Origin of the sequence: Streptococcus henryi DSM 19005 (genome assembly GCF_000376985.1) — a bacterium.
Lineage (GTDB): Bacteria > Bacillota > Bacilli > Lactobacillales > Streptococcaceae > Streptococcus > Streptococcus henryi.
In genome coordinates, this window is sequence record NZ_AQYA01000032.1 from 17,840 (window position 1) to 33,841 (window position 16,002).

The 16,002-nt window shown below is 38.5% G+C and carries 15 protein-coding genes and 1 tRNA gene; 5 read left to right on the forward strand and 11 right to left on the reverse strand.

Annotated elements, in window-relative coordinates; genetic code table 11:
• Window positions 1-74 precede the first annotated feature (74 nt).
• On the reverse strand, window positions 75-1,289 hold the full coding sequence (locus F601_RS0105750) for a S1C family serine protease (RefSeq protein WP_018164717.1): 1,215 nt from the start codon (window positions 1,287-1,289) through the stop codon (window positions 75-77).
• A gap of 205 nt (window positions 1,290-1,494) precedes the next feature.
• On the opposite strand from F601_RS0105750, the gene rlmH reads away from it, so the two are divergent.
• Window positions 1,495-1,974: a 23S rRNA (pseudouridine(1915)-N(3))-methyltransferase RlmH gene (rlmH, locus tag F601_RS0105755; protein WP_018164718.1), complete on the forward strand. Its 480-nt coding sequence runs from the start codon at window positions 1,495-1,497 to the stop codon at window positions 1,972-1,974.
• A 68-nt stretch (window positions 1,975-2,042) separates the two neighbouring features.
• On the opposite strand, the gene F601_RS0105760 is transcribed toward rlmH, so the two are convergent.
• Window positions 2,043-2,116 (reverse strand) — tRNA-Arg (locus tag F601_RS0105760).
• A gap of 346 nt (window positions 2,117-2,462) precedes the next feature.
• Here F601_RS0105760 and F601_RS0105765 point away from each other — a divergent pair.
• Window positions 2,463-3,908, forward strand: a complete 1,446-nt coding sequence (locus tag F601_RS0105765; protein WP_018164719.1) for a flotillin family protein — start codon at window positions 2,463-2,465, stop codon at window positions 3,906-3,908.
• A gap of 284 nt (window positions 3,909-4,192) precedes the next feature.
• Here the strand turns inward: F601_RS0105765 and F601_RS0105770 are convergent, their stop codons facing one another.
• The 8 genes from F601_RS0105770 to mnmA form a co-directional block, all read right to left on the reverse strand.
• A complete protein-coding gene (locus tag F601_RS0105770) occupies window positions 4,193-4,465 on the reverse strand; it encodes a Veg family protein (RefSeq protein WP_018164720.1) in 273 nt (90 codons plus the stop codon).
• A gap of 30 nt (window positions 4,466-4,495) precedes the next feature.
• Window positions 4,496-5,857, reverse strand: coding sequence for a replicative DNA helicase (gene dnaB, locus F601_RS0105775; protein ID WP_018164721.1), 1,362 nt, complete (start codon window positions 5,855-5,857; stop codon window positions 4,496-4,498).
• A 30-nt stretch (window positions 5,858-5,887) separates the two neighbouring features.
• Window positions 5,888-6,340: a 50S ribosomal protein L9 gene (gene rplI, locus F601_RS0105780; protein ID WP_018164722.1), complete on the reverse strand. Its 453-nt coding sequence runs from the start codon at window positions 6,338-6,340 to the stop codon at window positions 5,888-5,890.
• Window positions 6,337-8,313 (reverse strand): DHH family phosphoesterase, encoded by a 1,977-nt coding sequence (locus F601_RS0105785; protein WP_018164723.1) that lies wholly within the window; start codon window positions 8,311-8,313, stop codon window positions 6,337-6,339. Before F601_RS0105785 ends, rplI begins: the two co-directional genes overlap by 4 nt.
• Before the next feature lie 250 nt (window positions 8,314-8,563).
• Window positions 8,564-10,465, reverse strand: a complete 1,902-nt coding sequence (mnmG, locus tag F601_RS0105790) for a tRNA uridine-5-carboxymethylaminomethyl(34) synthesis enzyme MnmG (RefSeq protein WP_018164724.1) — start codon at window positions 10,463-10,465, stop codon at window positions 8,564-8,566.
• A gap of 1 nt (window position 10,466) precedes the next feature.
• Window positions 10,467-10,925, reverse strand: coding sequence for an NUDIX hydrolase (locus F601_RS0105795; protein WP_018164725.1), 459 nt, complete (start codon window positions 10,923-10,925; stop codon window positions 10,467-10,469).
• 130 nt (window positions 10,926-11,055) lie between these two features.
• Window positions 11,056-11,427, reverse strand: a complete 372-nt coding sequence (locus F601_RS0105800) for an HIT family protein (RefSeq protein WP_018164726.1) — start codon at window positions 11,425-11,427, stop codon at window positions 11,056-11,058.
• A gap of 16 nt (window positions 11,428-11,443) precedes the next feature.
• Window positions 11,444-12,565 carry a tRNA 2-thiouridine(34) synthase MnmA gene (mnmA, locus tag F601_RS0105805; protein WP_018164727.1) on the reverse strand — a complete coding sequence of 374 codons (1,122 nt, stop codon included), beginning with the start codon at window positions 12,563-12,565 and terminating at the stop codon, window positions 11,444-11,446.
• Between the two features lie 309 nt (window positions 12,566-12,874).
• Here mnmA and sdaAB point away from each other — a divergent pair, with 309 nt between their 5' ends.
• The 3 genes from sdaAB to F601_RS0105820 all read left to right on the forward strand — a co-directional run bounded on the left by sdaAB (window position 12,875) and on the right by F601_RS0105820 (window position 15,264).
• Complete coding sequence (gene sdaAB, locus F601_RS0105810; protein WP_018164728.1) at window positions 12,875-13,546, forward strand: L-serine ammonia-lyase, iron-sulfur-dependent subunit beta; 672 nt, start codon at window positions 12,875-12,877, stop codon at window positions 13,544-13,546.
• A gap of 11 nt (window positions 13,547-13,557) precedes the next feature.
• Window positions 13,558-14,430: an L-serine ammonia-lyase, iron-sulfur-dependent, subunit alpha gene (gene sdaAA, locus F601_RS0105815; protein WP_018164729.1), complete on the forward strand. Its 873-nt coding sequence runs from the start codon at window positions 13,558-13,560 to the stop codon at window positions 14,428-14,430.
• A gap of 198 nt (window positions 14,431-14,628) precedes the next feature.
• A complete protein-coding gene (locus tag F601_RS0105820; protein WP_018164730.1) occupies window positions 14,629-15,264 on the forward strand; it encodes an HAD hydrolase-like protein in 636 nt (211 codons plus the stop codon).
• 37 nt (window positions 15,265-15,301) lie between these two features.
• Here the strand turns inward: F601_RS0105820 and F601_RS0105825 are convergent, their stop codons facing one another.
• A complete protein-coding gene (locus F601_RS0105825) occupies window positions 15,302-15,997 on the reverse strand; it encodes a transglycosylase SLT domain-containing protein (protein WP_018164731.1) in 696 nt (231 codons plus the stop codon).
• Window positions 15,998-16,002 lie beyond the last annotated feature (5 nt).

Consider the following 16,002-nt stretch of genomic DNA (forward strand, 5'->3'; position numbering starts at 1 on the left):
AAATACCTTTACACTATTGTAAAGGTATTTTACAGGTCTTGTCAAGTTTGCAAGTGTCTTGAACAGAGTCAAGATTAATTGTTTGTTGATAGATCCTGAGTCGTTTTAGCTAATTCTATTGTTGCTGTTTTCTTATCTGTACCTCTATAGAAGGTTACTTTGATAGAATCCCCTACTGCATGACCGTAAAGAACACTTTGAAGGTCTGATGTAGATGTTACCTCTTTACCATCAATTTCTGTGATGACATCATATTTTTCAAGTTTACCATCAGCTGGCATGCTTTCTTGGACGCTTGCTACTACAACACCGCTTGTGATACTTGTTGGAATATTAAGTTGTGCAATAGCATTGGTTGATAAGTCACTTAGGGCTACCATTGAAATACCAAGTGCAGGTCGAATGACTTTACCATTAGTTTCAAGTTGATTGATAATAGTGACAACGTCATTTGCTGGAATAGCAAAGCCCATACCTTCGACAGATTCACCTGATTGGCTTGATGTAGATGAAATCTTACTTGAGTTGATTCCAATAACCTGACCTTCAATATTGATTAGGGCACCACCGGAGTTACCAGGATTGATTGCAGCATCTGTTTGAATAGCGTTTGTTGAGATGGTTTCTCCGCTCTCATTGGTAAGGGTCACAGTACGGCTTAGACTTGAGACAATCCCTTGAGTTACAGAATTGGCATATTCTGTTCCAAGAGGACTACCAATTGCAATTGCGGTTTCACCAACTGTAAGCTTATCAGAGTCTGCAAATTCTGCTACAGTAGAAATGTTTTCTGAAGAAATTTTAACAACTGCAATGTCTGAATAAGTATCTGCTCCTACGAGTTCTCCTACCACCTTACTGCCATCAGACATCATAATTTCAATTTGTTCAGCTCCATCTACAACGTGGGTATTAGTTACAAGATAGGCTGATTTTCCATCTACTTTATAAATGACACCTGATCCTTCACTATAAACAGATAATTCATTAGATGATTCTTGTCCGTCTTCTCCTCCGCCAAACATTTGCATATAGAAATCTGTGCTATTATTTGATTGAGTACGGTAATTAATGACAGATACAACTGCATCCTGTACTTTACTAACAGCTTCTGTAGTGTCAGTTGTATTCTTATATGAAACATTACTAGTGACTGCTCCAGATGAATTAGTACTGTTTCCAGTTTGCACATTAACCATGTTTAAGGCTACCAGTGCTCCAATAAGTCCAGCTAGAAATCCACCAACTAGAACGAGCAAAGGTTTGAACCATTTCTTCAATATTTTCATATTTGACCTCCAAATCTATCTATTAGCTTATCTAAAGTGACTTAATTATACCTTAAAAAAATAAAAAAAGAAATCCACAGCTTGTGGAAAACTTTTGTATTATTTGAAAATAAGTCAATAAAAATAAGGATTTTAAAGCTTTTTATCTTTATAAACATGTGGATAAGTTGTGTAATATTTGTGGATATTATGGTAGAATAACATTATGAAAGTCAAAATAATTACTGTTGGAAAACTAAAAGAAAAATACTTGAAAGATGGTATTGCAGAATATGTTAAACGAATGGGACGTTTTACCAAGGTTGAACAAATTGAACTCACTGATGAAAAAACACCAGATAATGCAAGTCAAGCTGAAAATCAACGGATAATGTCCAAAGAGGCTGAACGAATTTTAGCTAAGGTTGGAGACAGAGAATTTGTTATTGCCTTAGCAATAGAAGGGGAACAGTTTCCATCTGAAAAATTCAGTAAAATTCTGTCTGATGCTACTCTTAAAGGCTACTCAGATATTACCTTTATCATTGGTGGCAGTCTTGGTCTGGCACCGGAAGTAAAAAAAAGGGCTAACCTACTGATGAGTTTTGGTCTACTTACTTTGCCTCATCAGCTAATGAGACTAGTTTTGGCTGAGCAAATTTACCGAGCATTTATGATACAGCAAGGGAGCCCCTATCATAAATAGTCAATCATTTAGTATCAATAATCAAGAAAAAAGGTAGCAGGGGATAGACCCCCGCTACCTTTATTTTTTGATCCCAGCAGGATTCGAACCTGCGACCGTTCGCTTAGAAGGCGAATGCTCTATCCAGCTGAGCTATGAGACCATCAGCTTATTTATTTTATCAAAATAATAGCTAATATGTCAATATAAAATGAGATTGACTTGAAATATAGGTTACCTATAGTTTATAAGGCTTCTTCGTTTTGATGTTACTACAAACTGTACTATAGATGTTAGGAGTTTTTATCCAGGCTCTTTTAATGTAGTCCTTTTGTCAAATGTTTCTTCACTGCAGTTGAAAACTGATGGTGTTTGAATTTAAGTATTAATAAATTATTTCCACTAGATTCTTTAATCAAAGTGTCTAGAACTCTTGCAGTAAAAAATTGTAAGAGGTTTCTAAATATGATAAACTGAGGCTATCTTAAAAATGATAAGGAGATGTCAGAATGATTAATTTTGGAATAATTATTGGAATAGTGCTGGTTATTTTGGCACTTGGTATTTTCTTTGCTGGTTTTGTTTCTGCTTCACCAGGTGAAATTAAGGTTATTTCAGGTCCTCGGGGTCAGCGTGTTCTTCATGGTAAAACAGGTTGGAAAATTCCAATTCTTGAACGTGTGGACTCTATGACTGCGGGAATGATTTCTGTAGATGCCCGTACTGCTGACTATGTACCAACCAATGACTATATTAATGTTAAAGTTGATGCTGCTGTCAAAGTTAAAATTGGTACAGAGCGTCCAGAATTATTCCAAGCAGCAACTCGAAACTTTCTATATAAATCATCAGAAGAGATTGCTGACGAGGTGAGAGATACCTTAGAAGGTCACTTACGTGCTATTATCGGACAAATGAAGCTAGCTCAAATTGTTACTGACCGTGTCTCCTTTTCTGAAAAAGTACAGGATAATGCGACAAAGGACCTTGAAGAAATGGGGCTGGAAATTGTAGCTTTTAATATTCAAGGATTAATTGATGACAAGGGTGTTATTGAGAATCTTGGTATTGACAATACAGAGCAGATCCGTAAAGAAGCTGCTAAGGCTAGGGCAAAAGCTCAACAAGAAATTGCCCAACAACAAGCTGAATCAGATAAACTAGCTAATGATGCACGTGTGGCAGCAGACTTGGAAATTGCTCAGAAACAAACTGAGTTGGCTAAACGTCAGGCTGCTTTGAAAGCGGAAGCTGATACAGAAACAGCCAAAGCGGACGCCGCTTACTCTATTCAACAACAAATTCAACGTAAGGATATTGAACGCGAAACCGCTGAAGCCAATATTGTTAAGCAAGAACAAGAAGCCTTGGTTAAAGAACAAGAAGTTAAGGTTCGTCGTCAAGCCCTTGAAGCTGAAATCAAGGCACAGGCTGATGCTGAACGCTATGCTCAAGAGCAACAAGCTCAGGCTAATCTCTTTAAACGTCAAAAAGAAGTTGAGGCTGAGGCCTATGAGCGTACTCAACAGGCTCAAGCTGATAAAGAAGCCATGCTTGCTGAAGCAGAAGGTATTCGAGCTAAAGGGGAGGCAGAAGCTGCTGCTATTGCTGCTAAGCTAAGAGCCGAAGCAGAAGGTCTTGAAAAGAAAGCCGAAGCCATGGCTAAGATGAACCAGGCTGCTGTCCTTGAAATGTATTTCAATGCTTTACCGGATGTGGCGCGTGCTGTTGCTGAACCGTTGACTAAGATTGACTCTATAACCATGTATGGTGAGGGGAATTCTGCAAAGATGGTGGAAGATATTACCAAATCAATGACTCAGGTTCAAGCTGGCCTTAATGATTCTGTGGGTATTGATGTCAAACAGTTGCTCAATACACTAGTTGGTGTAAAGGCAAGTAGTCCAGTTATCGAAAATGCCGTTGAAAATGGTGTTAAGGATGCCTTGAAGTAGGAAAATAGAGTCGAATGAAGAGTTCTTATATAAGGAACAGAGGTTGGAAATAAAAACTGACTCAGTCAGTTCACAAAAAAGTCTGGGGATATACTCTTGGATCTTGGTCTTGAAGAAACTTCTTTCTCTCAACTGAAGTAGTGCAAGCCGAAAGTGACGATGTATCAAAACTCTTCAAATGACTTATAGTAGAAATGACCTCTCTAGTTAGTATAATAGGGAGGTCATTTTTGGTATAAAAAAGAGGCTCTCCAGTTGAAGAGTCCTTCGTAATTTAGTAGACCTTAGTCCAAATAACGGATTAGGGTCTTTTCTGTTAAGATATCTGAGTAAGTGTAAGATTCGACATAAGAATTGTTGATGGCACCTGGAACATCAGAGTTGTCATTGTATTCAACGATAAACAAAGATGGATAAACTTCTGTCAAACGACCGATTTTATTTTTTTCGCGTTTGCGACCATTTTCTAATGTCAATTCTACTAGTTGACCTTCATGAGCCTTAATATCTTCTTTAATTTTTTTCATCTTAGCAACATCTGTAAATGCGTCACTCATGTTTATTTCTCCTTGTTTTAAATTATTATTTTAATGTTCTTCGAATTGGGCAATACTAGAAAACTTATTATATTCTTTTTGGAACATTAATTTAACGGTTCCACGCGCACCAGCACGGTTTTTTTCAAGAATAACTTCAATTGTATTATCTTCGATTTGTTCTTCGCTATCATCACCTTCTCTACGGTAATAATCATCACGATAAAGAAAGGCAACAATATCGGCATCTTGTTCAATAGATCCAGATTCACGGATATCTGAGAGGACAGGTCTCTTATCCTGACGTTGTTCCACACCACGAGAGAGCTGACTAAGAGCAATTACAGGAACTTTGAGCTCTTTAGCCAAGATTTTTAATTGGCGTGAAATGTCAGAGACTTCTTGTTGACGGTTTTCAGGTCGAGTACCTGTAATCAATTGGAGGTAGTCAATGACAATCAATCCTAGACCACCTTCAACCTCTTGTGCAAGCTTACGGGAACGGGCGCGGATTTCAGTGATTTTAATACCGGGGGTATCATCGATATAAATAGGAGCTTCTGCAAGTGCTCCTTGTGCGATAGTAACATTATTCCAGTCCTGCTCAGTCAACTGTCCTGTCCTAAGGGCATGTGAATCTACCATTCCTTCTGCTGCCAACATACGGTCAACTAGGCTTTCGGCCCCCATTTCCAGTGAGAAAATGGCTACAGGACGATTTTGCTTAGTTCCAACATTTTGTGCAATGTTCAAAACAAATGCTGTCTTACCCACCGCAGGTCGGGCAGCTAGAATAATGAGTTGATCAGGGTGTAAACCAGTTGTAATCTTATCTAAATCACGGAAACCAGTAGGGAGACCTGTAACGTCACCTTTTTGTTGGGAACGGATTTCTAGATTTTCATAGTTGACCTTTAGAACATCTGAAATTTTACGGAATCCAGTCCGATTACTGCTTTCATTGATTTGAATTAGTGCTTGTTCAGCTCCTGCCAAAATGACTTCAGAATCAGTTTCTCCATCATAGGCTTGGTTTACACTATCTGTCAACCTTGCAATAATATTGCGCAGCATGGCCTTTTCAGAGACTATTTTAGCATAGTACTCAGCATTGGCACTGGTTGGAACAGCATTGACAAGCTCTGCTATGTAAGATAAGCCACCAATATTTTGTAAATCACCTTGGTCAGCAAGAATTGATCGAACTGTTGTCGCGTCAATTGCTTCGTTTCGATCACTTAAGCTGATCATAGCCCTAAAAATGATTTTATGGGAATGCTTGTAAAAATCATCAGGTTCAATAAATTCACGGACAGTGATTAATTTATCAGGTGAAATGAATAATGAGCCTAATACAGATTGCTCAGCTAGTACATCTTGAGGCAAAACTCTTAACTCAGATACGTCAGCCACTTGAACACCCCCTGTCTAATCATTTTTTACTTAGGCTTCTTTAATATTGAGTTTGATTTCAGCTTTAACTTCTTTATGAAGTTTGACAGGGACTTCAATCAAGCCAATAGCACGAATTGGGTGTGCCATCTCAATGTGACGTTTATCTAGCTTGATTCCATACTGTTTATTTAGTTCTTCAGCAATTTTCTTAGCAGTAATAGATCCGAAAGTTCGATCATCTGGCCCAACTTTCTCTGTAAACTGTACACGTGTTTCTTCTTTATCTAGTACTTCTTTAATTGCTTTTGCATCAGCAAGCAATTCTGCTTGTGCTTTTTCTTCAGATTTTTGTTTTCCTTTCAACTCACCAATAGCTTGATTGGTAGCTTCTTTAGCAAGATTTTTTTTGATAAGGAAGTTTTGGGCATACCCTGTAGGAACTTCTTTAATTTCCCCTTTTTTTCCTTTTCCTTTAACATCTGCTAAAAAAATAACTTTCATGATTCATCCTCCGTTTTTTCTGAGAGTTCAGTTCTTATTTGTTTTACTAATATATCTTGTGCTTCTGACACAGTTTTGTCAGTAAGTTGACAGGCAGCAAAGTTAAAGTGACCACCGCCACCTAGGGTTTCCATGATACGCTGAACATTCATTTTACTGCGACTGCGTGCAGAAATGGCCACAGTATGAGATGGTGTGCGACTAATAACAAAGGCTGCTTCGATACCAGCCATTGTCAACATGGTGTCAGCTGCTTTACTTGAAACAACATTACTATATACAGCATTTTCAGCACCTGAAGCAACGATGATCTTGTCGGAAATCTTTTGCCCCCTCAAGATAAGCTCATTAATTAATCGATATTCATCAAAGTCTGTTGCTGAGATATTTTGAATCTCTAAGCTATCACTTCCTAGAGAGCGCAAATAGCTTGCAACGTCAAATGTACGACTAGTAACGCTAGCTGTAAAGTTTTTAGTGTCCAACATAATACCGGCCATTAAGATACTAGCTTGTGTTCGGCTTAGTCTAGTTTTAGCAGATTGAAATTGGATCAATTCTGTGACTAGCTCACTAGCACTGCTAGCTCCACTTTCGATAAAGGTCAGTACAGCATTTTCAGGAAAATCTTCATCACGTCTATGATGGTCGACAACAATGACATCTGTAAACATACTGTAAAGATCACGAGATAAAGTTAAACCAATTTTTGAGTGGTCAACCATAATCAATAAAGAGTGTGGAGTCACTAGTTCTTTGGCTCTTGTATCCGTAATCAAACGAGTGTTTTTATCAGCTTTGATCCGCTCGATAGCTCTTGTGACATCGGGACTCATTTCATCAGGATTATAGATAGCATAGGCGTTATCAATTAAATTGCTAGCAAAAAATTGCATACCGATGGTTGCTCCAAGCGCATCCATATCCAAATTACGATGTCCAATAACAAAAACATTATCAACCGTTTTGATGCGGTCAGAAATAGCTGTCATCATTGCTCGAGTACGAGTTCTAGAACGTTTAATGGTTGAAGCAGATCCTCCACCGAAGTACATGGTCTTCTTATGTTCTTCATTTTCTCGAATAACAGCTTGATCTCCCCCTCTAACAAGGGCAATATTCAAGTTTTCTAAGGCAACTTGACCAATTTGTTTATGGTTGTCTTCTCCAAAGGAAATTCCCATACTCATTGTCAAAGGAAGCTCACGTTCTTTTGACTTGTTACGGAATACTTCTAAAATATCAAACTTAGCCTCAATTAAGTCGCTGAGCACAGCATAATCTGTGAAGAAATAGTAGCGATCCATGTTGACACGACGATAAAAGATATTCTTAGATTGAGCAAAATCTGACATAAAGCTAGCCACAAAACTATTGATTTGTGAAACTTCTGCATCAGACAAATCATCCGTGACCTCATCGTAGTTGTCAATGGAGATAATACCGATTACAGGTCTTAGAAAAGTGATATCTTCTCTTTCACGATTTCCCATAAAGCCATCAAAGAAATAAAAAATTCCTGATGATAAATCAAGGTAGGAAGAGTATTTATTGCCACCTATTTCGAAGCTTTGACTGGCAGAACCATCACGTTTTGAGCGAATAATTTCCTGAACAAATTTCTCTTCGAAATCCCCATTTTCATTAGTGAAAATGAGTTCAGCGTATGGATTAAACCATTCAACATCATTACTCTCTTCATCAAATTGGATAACACCGACAGGCATTTTTTCCAATAAATGCTTTAAACTAAGCTCAGTTTGATTATTTAAGAGCTCTATTTGTTCCAACTCAGAAATTTCATAGTTTTCTTTTTGGTAATAAAGCAGTGCAACCAAAGCTGATAAGACTAAGAAAATGAGCATGATAAGTATAGTTTGAGACTCCAATAATCGGACAGCTATCGCTAATATCCCAAATAAAATTAAACCAATTAAAACCAAGTGTATGGTTTCAAAACGAAATCTTTTCATTGATTAACCTCTTAGCTAACCATTATACCATAAAATACCTTTAAAACATAGGATTTACCCACTTCCAAAGATAGATAGTTGACTTAGTTTTTGGACTTTACAGAGCTTAAATTTTACCTAAAAATGATTAAGTATGCCTTATTTGAACAGTTATTTATTTAATAAAAGTGATTTGTCTTTACTCTATTGACAATAAAAACAATTAAGGGACTGTGATTGAGCACAACCTCTTAATTGTTTAAAAAGTGATTTATAAAGCTTTCTTACTAGCTTTTTGTTTTCCTTCTAAGTAGACCATGAGAATGCTAATATCTGCAGGGTTAACACCAGAGATACGACTAGCTTGGCCGATAGTTTCAGGATTAATTTTCTTGAATTTTTGACGCGCTTCAGTAGCAATTGAGTCAATATCATCCCAGTCGATAGTTGAAGGAATACGTTTTTCTTCCATACGCTTCATTTTTGCGACTTGATCAAGTGCTTTATTGATATAACCTTCATACTTAATTTCAGTTTCAAGGAGTTCAATAACTTTAGCATCTAAATCTTCAGCTGCAGGACCTACAAAACTAGTTGCAACATCATAAGTAATTTCAGGACGACGCATGAACTCTTTGGCTGAAAGGGCATCTGTTAGTGGTTTAAAGCCTAGTGCTTCAATTCGGTCATTGGTTTCTTTAACAGGTTTGAGTTTGATTTTTTCAAGGCGTGTCAACTCACTGTCAAATTGATTTTTACGAATTTGGAAATGAAGATAGCGTTCATCATCAACTAGACCAACTTTACGACCGATCTCAGTCAATCTCATATCTGCATTATCATGGCGAAGAATGAGACGGTATTCTGCGCGGGAAGTTAAGAGACGGTAAGGTTCAAGGGTTCCTTTAGTTACCAAGTCATCAATCATAACCCCGATATAGGCATCACTACGTTTTAAGATTAATTCAGGCTTACCTTGAACTTTAAGGGCAGCATTGATACCAGCAACAAGTCCTTGGCCAGCAGCTTCTTCATAACCAGAAGTACCATTGGTTTGTCCTGCTGTAAAGAGACCAGAAATTTTCTTAGTTTCAAGGGTTGCACGGAGCTGGTGAGGAAGAACAATATCATACTCAATAGCATAACCTGTTCTCATCATTTCAGCATTTTCAAGCCCTTTGATTGAATGAATGAGGTCTTTTTGAACGTCCTCAGGGAGACTTGTTGACAAACCTTGGACGTAAACTTCTTCAGTGTCACGGCCTTCAGGTTCAAGGAAGAGTTGGTGACGTTCTTTGTCAGCGAAGCGGACAATTTTATCTTCAATCGATGGACAATAACGAGGTCCTACCCCCTTAACAATACCAGAGAACATTGGTGCACGATGAAGATTTTTATTGATAATATCATGGCTAGATTGATTGGTGTAGGTCAACCAGCAAGGAATTTGGTCTTGAAGGTAATCTTTATCTTTAGACATGAATGAGAAATGATTTGGTTTGTCATCACCGGGTTGAATCTCAGTTGCTTCATAGTTGATTGAGTTAGCTTTGATACGAGGAGGTGTCCCTGTCTTGAAACGACCAATTTCAAGCCCTAGTTCTTTCAAATTATCTGCAAGTCCGATAGAAGCTAAGCTATTATTTGGCCCTGAAGAATATTTGAGTTCACCTAAGATGATTTCACCTCGAAGAGCAGTTCCGGTTGTTACGACAACTGACTTGGCAGCATATTTTTGGTCAGTAACCGTACGAATACCGATAACCTTACCATCTTCAACTAAGATTTCTTCAACCAATGATTGGCGAAGTGTCAAGTTTTCTTGTTGCTCAACGGTGTGTTTCATGGTGCGTGCGTAAAGAGCCTTGTCTGCTTGAGCACGAAGGGCACGAACTGCAGGTCCTTTACCAGTATTGAGCATTTTCATTTGAATGTAGGTTTTGTCAATGTTTTTACCCATCTCCCCACCCAGAGCATCAATTTCGCGAACTACAATTCCCTTAGCAGATCCACCAATAGAAGGATTACAAGGCATGAAGGCCAACATCTCTAAGTTAATGGTTACCAACAAAGTTTTACAGCCCATTCGGCTGGCAGCTAGACTGGCTTCTACACCGGCATGTCCGGCACCGATTACGATAACGTCATAGCTTTCTGAAAAGTTGTGTGTCATTTTATTCTTCTCCATCTTTATTTACAAAATGTTTGATTTGGCCATCCCAATTTTTAAGCGCAGTTTTTAGAAAAGCAGGATTCAGATTAATTTGATCTAAGTTGTCAATTGAAACCCATTCACATTGACGGGTTTGCCCACCTTCTATCATCTTTTCATTAGGTTCAGAAAGTAGATTGACTAGGTAGTGAAATTCAATTTGATGATAGCTTGTGTCCTCTAAATAAAATTGATTTTCAACTATAAAAGCTAAGGATCCAACTTCACTATCAGCTCCAACTTCTTCTTTAATTTCACGCCTTATAGCATCTTTAGTTAATTCATTAACAAAAATAGCACCTCCTAACAAGTAGTATTCATCATTAGGAGACTTTGCTAAATATATTTTATCATCCTCAATCATTAATGCCGATACTCTAACACCAAAGCTATATTCATTTGTTTTAGTTCTAAAATCCATGGGACCTCCATAACTGCACAAAAAACAGCCAAAACCCTCGAAAATTGCACGCCAAAAAGCGCACAATTCTCATGAGCTTTGACCATCATGATTATTGTTAAAATTAGTTTAGCAAATTAAGGTTTAAAGGTCAATCTTTGTAGTTCTGTTTTTCTGGAATAACCCCGCGAACACCGCCAGTTGGGTTTGCCATATCGCCCGCATATCTTGGAATTAAATGGATGTGACAATGAAAGACTGTTTGACCAGCTTCTAAGCCACAATTAGCTCCAATATTGTAAGCATCTGGCTTGTAAAGATTATCCAAGTATCCTTTACAGAGCCCCAGTAAATCATCCAAGGCTAACTTTTCTTCTGAAGTCAGCTCAAAATAATCTTTGGCATGACGCTTCGGAACAAGCAAGACATGTCCTTTAGAAACTGGATTTTTGTCAAAAAAGGCCAGAGCTAAATCATTTTCAAATATAGGGGGTTGCATATTACAGAAAATACAAGAAACCATACTTAACCTCTAGCTATTAGATATACTGACAAGCTACTCCATCTTTGTAAGCCATATCGATAATACCGCCACCAAGACATTCTTGACCGTCGTAAAAGACAACAGCTTGTCCAGGTGTGATAGCGCGTTGAGGCTCATCAAAGATGACTTCAGCTTTATCCCCTTTTACCTTGACAGTTACTTTACTATCTGGTTGACGGTAACGGAATTTAGCAGTGCATTTAAGCGTGAATTCTTCAGGCATATCATGTGTGAAGTGGATGACAGAAGCGTCAAGTGAAGTTGACATCAATGATTCATGGTGGAAACCTTGTCCAACATAAAGAATGTTTTGTGATAGGTCTTTACCAACAACAAACCAGGGTTGGTTATCCCCACCGTGTTGTCCACCGATACCGAGACCACCACGTTGACCGATTGTATAGTACATGAGACCTGCGTGTTCACCCATATCTTTACCATCAACAGTCATCATACGTCCTTTTTGAGCAGGCAAGTATTGGCTGAGGAATTCTTTGAAATTCTTTTCGCCGATAAAGCAGATGCCAGTTGAATCTTTTTTCTTAGCAGTTGCAAGTCCTGCGCGCTCTGCTATTTCCCTAACTTCTGGCTTTTGCAAATGGCCAAGTGGGAACATTGTTTTTTGCAGTTGTTCTTGAGACAATTGGCTCAAGAAATAAGTTTGATCTTTATTGTTATCGGCACCACGCAACATGTGTACAGTGCCGTCTTCATCACGTTTAACTTGAGCGTAATGACCTGTCGCTACGTAATCAGCACCAAGAGTCATAGCGTAGTCAAGAAAGGCTTTAAACTTGATTTCCTTGTTACACATAACATCTGGATTTGGTGTGCGTCCCGCACGGTATTCCGCTAAGAAATACTCAAATACGCGGTCCCAGTACTCTTTTTCGAAGTTTACAGAATAGTAAGGGATACCAATTTGGTCAGCTACTGCAGCTACATCTTTATAATCTTCGGTTGCCGTACAGACACCGAATTCGTCTGTGTCATCCCAGTTCTTCATGAAGACGCCAATAACGTCATAACCTTGCTCCTTTAAAAGCAGAGCTGTTACAGACGAATCAACGCCCCCACTCATACCAACGACAACACGTGTTTTTGAATTATCAACCATAGATAACTCCTCCCATCAAATTAAAGATACTTAGGGCGTTAAAAATCCGATAGAAAAATAGGAAACCACCAGAAAATCCTGATTTTCTGAAGGGGTTTATCTTTTTTTCGAGGATTTAGCCCGAGTTCAATTGTTTAACATAGACTTGAAGAGTCTAGTTCTCAAATATCGATTTGAAGGTCGAATTTGATTGCGTGAATCCACGCGAAAACTATTATAACATGAATTTGCATTAATGGAAGAAAAAGACGCGCTGTTTACGTTTTCTTTGCTATAATAGGGATGCAGAAATTCACTTAAGGAGTTCATATGAATCATTTAAAATTCCAATCTGTTTTTGACATCATCGGACCTGTCATGATTGGACCCTCTTCAAGCCATACAGCGGGTGCTGTACGCATTGGTAAAATTGTAAACTCAATTTTTGGAGATATACCCGAGGAAGTGACCTTCCATCTCTTTAACTCCTTTGCAAAAACATATCAGGGACATGGGACAGATAAGGCCTTGGTAGCAGGGATTTTAGGAATGGATACGGATAATCCAGATATCAAAGATTCTCTAGAGATTGCCCACCAAAAAGGTATCCGTATTTACTGGGATATTCTAAAAGACAGCAATGCACCTCATCCCAATACGGCCAAGATTACGGTTAAAAAAGGGCAGAAAAGTATGAGCATTACAGGGGTGTCAATTGGAGGTGGTAACATTGAGGTCACAGAGCTTAATGGCTTCTCTGTCTCTCTCAAAATGAACACACCCACCCTGATTATTGTCCATCAAGATATCCCTGGAATGATTGCTAAGGTCACAGATATTCTCTCGGACTATCACATTAACATAGCACAAATGAATGTGACTCGAGAACGCGCAGGAGAAAAGGCCATTATGATTATCGAGGTAGATTCACGAGATTGTCAAGATGCTGTCAACCGAATTAAGGAAATCCCTCATCTCCACAATGTTAACTTTTTTGATTAGAAAGGATTGGCATGTTTTATACAATTAAAGAATTAGTTGAACAAGCTGATAGTCGCTTTGATGGTAACATAGCAGAGCTTATGATTGAGACAGAGATTGAACTCACAGGGCGTAGTCGAGAAGAAATTCTCTATATTATGTCACGAAATCTAGAAGTCATGAAAGCTTCAGTTGTCAATGGCTTGACAGAGAGTAAATCCATTAGTGGTCTAACTGGTGGTGATGCTGTCAAGATGGATCAGTATTTAAAGTCAGGGAAGACCTTATCGGATAAAACAGTCCTGACTGCTGTTCGTAATGCCATGGCTGTAAATGAGCTTAATGCCAAAATGGGCTTAGTCTGTGCTACCCCAACAGCAGGCAGTGCGGGTTGCTTACCAGCAGTCTTGTCAACGGCCATTGACAAGTTACATTTATCTGAAAAAGAACAAGTAGACTTTCTCTTTACAGCTGGAGCTTTCGGTTTAGTTATCGGAAATAATGCTTCGATTTCTGGAGCAGAGGGAGGTTGTCAAGCTGAAGTTGGTTCAGCTTCTGCTATGGGAGCTGCAGCTTTGGTTAAGGCAGCTGGTGGGACAGCCTTTGAAGCTAGTCAGGCTGTTGCCTTTGTTATTAAAAATCTTCTTGGTTTAATATGTGATCCAGTTGCCGGCTTAGTTGAGGTACCTTGTGTTAAGCGTAATGCCCTTGGTGCAAGTTTTGCCTTGGTTGCTGCGGATATGGCTCTTGCAGGCATTTCTTCTCAAATTCCAGTTGATGAAGTTATTGACGCCATGTATCAGGTAGGTGCAAGCTTACCTACGGCTTTTCGTGAGACTGCTGAAGGAGGCCTTGCAGCAACTCCAACAGGACGACGACTCAGCCAAGAGATTTTTGGTCACTAGCCTAGTTTGGAATAGTTGAATTTCCTCTATCAGTTCTATTCCAAACAAGATTTTTTCCACTAATTGGCATTCTTGTCAATTAGTATTTAAATACTTTGGTATCTGACTAGAATATTTCTTGTTAACGAACAGCCCAATTATTGAATTATTACATTATGGTGTAAAACAATCTATACAATATATTTACAGGAGATTGATTTGAAATCTATTCTATTTGATCTTGATGGTACCTTGGTTGATTCTAGTCCAGGTATCAAAGCAGCCTTCCGTTATGCTTTTAAATCTTTACAGTTACCTTTACCAGACGATGACACCTTGTCAACTTTTATAGGTCCTCCATTGGAGACAACTTTTGGAAAGTATTTTGAGGATAGCTCAGCTATTTCCAATGCCATTCAAACCTACCGTGACTCCTATGACAGTGAGGGAGTTCATAAAACTTCCCTTTATCCAGATATAGAAGAGATGTTAAGAGATCTAAGTGCTAGCGGATATGATCTGTACATAACTACCAGCAAGAATGAGCCCATGGCAATTGTGATGCTGACTGAACTTGGAATTATTAAATACTTTAAAGCAGTCTATGGAGCTAGACCAAATTGTTATCATAAGGCTGATTTAATAAGGACTTGCTTGACAGAAAATCAGATAAATCAGTCTTATTCTTTGATTATTGGAGATACGAGCTTTGACATCATTGGTGGAAAAACTGCTGGAATTAAGACTCTAGGTGTAACCTGGGGATTTGGTTTACAGCATGATTTACAAGCAAGTGGGGCTGATGCTATTTGTCATTCTCCTAAAGACATCAAAAAAATCCTTAAGTCACTATAATGTGATTTAAGGATTTTTAATATTTAAAAGCTAACTCTTAGTAACCCCAAGCGGACAAACCTTGAGCATTATATGCATTGATTGCAGCATTCACTTGATCTTCAACTGTTGCAGTTGATCCCCAACCTGGCATGGTTTGGAAAAGCCCTGAAGCACCAGATGCATTAGCTGCCGATGGATCTCCATTTGATTCACGAGCAATAATGCTTTCCCAAGTTGACTGAGGAACACCGGTTGCTGCTGCCATTTGTGCCGCTGCATCAGAACCAATAGCACCCGCAGTATTACCATTACTTAGTGTAACGTTTGCTTGGGCAGGTGTATATGCTGTAGTAGTTGCAGCTGGTTGTGTATAATAATATGTTGTTTCTGTATAGACAGGTTGCTCAGCAACGACTGTATCTGTGTAAGCTACAACTGTTGGTTCTTCACTAACAGTAATGTTAGTTTCTTCAATAGTCTCATTTTCAGTAGCTTCTTCAGAGCTTTCTGTACTTGAATGACTTGTTTCAACTTTTTCTGTAGTGCTGTCTTTAGTAACTTCTTGCGATGAAGAAGTTGATGTTTCTTTTGTTACTTTTACTTCTGATTTAGTTTCGAATGACTCAGTATTGACATTAGTTGTTGAAAAGACAAAAACTGAAGCAATAAGGCTTGAGATTAGAACAAGACTTAGCAAAGTCGTGATGACTTGTTTTTGACGTTTAGATTTTGCAATTCTGCTGAATTTCATAAATT

Coding starts and splice junctions, on each gene's coding strand:
- F601_RS0105750 (WP_018164717.1), bottom strand. CDS start 1,289: ATGAAAATATTGAAGAAATGGTTCAAACCTTTGCTCGTTCTAGTTGGT.
- rlmH (WP_018164718.1), top strand. CDS start 1,495: ATGAAAGTCAAAATAATTACTGTTGGAAAACTAAAAGAAAAATACTTG.
- F601_RS0105765 (WP_018164719.1), top strand. CDS start 2,463: ATGATTAATTTTGGAATAATTATTGGAATAGTGCTGGTTATTTTGGCA.
- F601_RS0105770 (WP_018164720.1), bottom strand. CDS start 4,465: ATGAGTGACGCATTTACAGATGTTGCTAAGATGAAAAAAATTAAAGAA.
- rplI (WP_018164722.1), bottom strand. CDS start 6,340: ATGAAAGTTATTTTTTTAGCAGATGTTAAAGGAAAAGGAAAAAAAGGG.
- F601_RS0105785 (WP_018164723.1), bottom strand. CDS start 8,313: ATGAAAAGATTTCGTTTTGAAACCATACACTTGGTTTTAATTGGTTTA.
- mnmG (WP_018164724.1), bottom strand. CDS start 10,465: ATGACACACAACTTTTCAGAAAGCTATGACGTTATCGTAATCGGTGCC.
- F601_RS0105795 (WP_018164725.1), bottom strand. CDS start 10,925: ATGGATTTTAGAACTAAAACAAATGAATATAGCTTTGGTGTTAGAGTA.
- F601_RS0105800 (WP_018164726.1), bottom strand. CDS start 11,427: ATGGTTTCTTGTATTTTCTGTAATATGCAACCCCCTATATTTGAAAAT.
- mnmA (WP_018164727.1), bottom strand. CDS start 12,565: ATGGTTGATAATTCAAAAACACGTGTTGTCGTTGGTATGAGTGGGGGC.
- sdaAB (WP_018164728.1), top strand. CDS start 12,875: ATGAATCATTTAAAATTCCAATCTGTTTTTGACATCATCGGACCTGTC.
- sdaAA (WP_018164729.1), top strand. CDS start 13,558: ATGTTTTATACAATTAAAGAATTAGTTGAACAAGCTGATAGTCGCTTT.
- F601_RS0105825 (WP_018164731.1), bottom strand. CDS start 15,997: ATGAAATTCAGCAGAATTGCAAAATCTAAACGTCAAAAACAAGTCATC.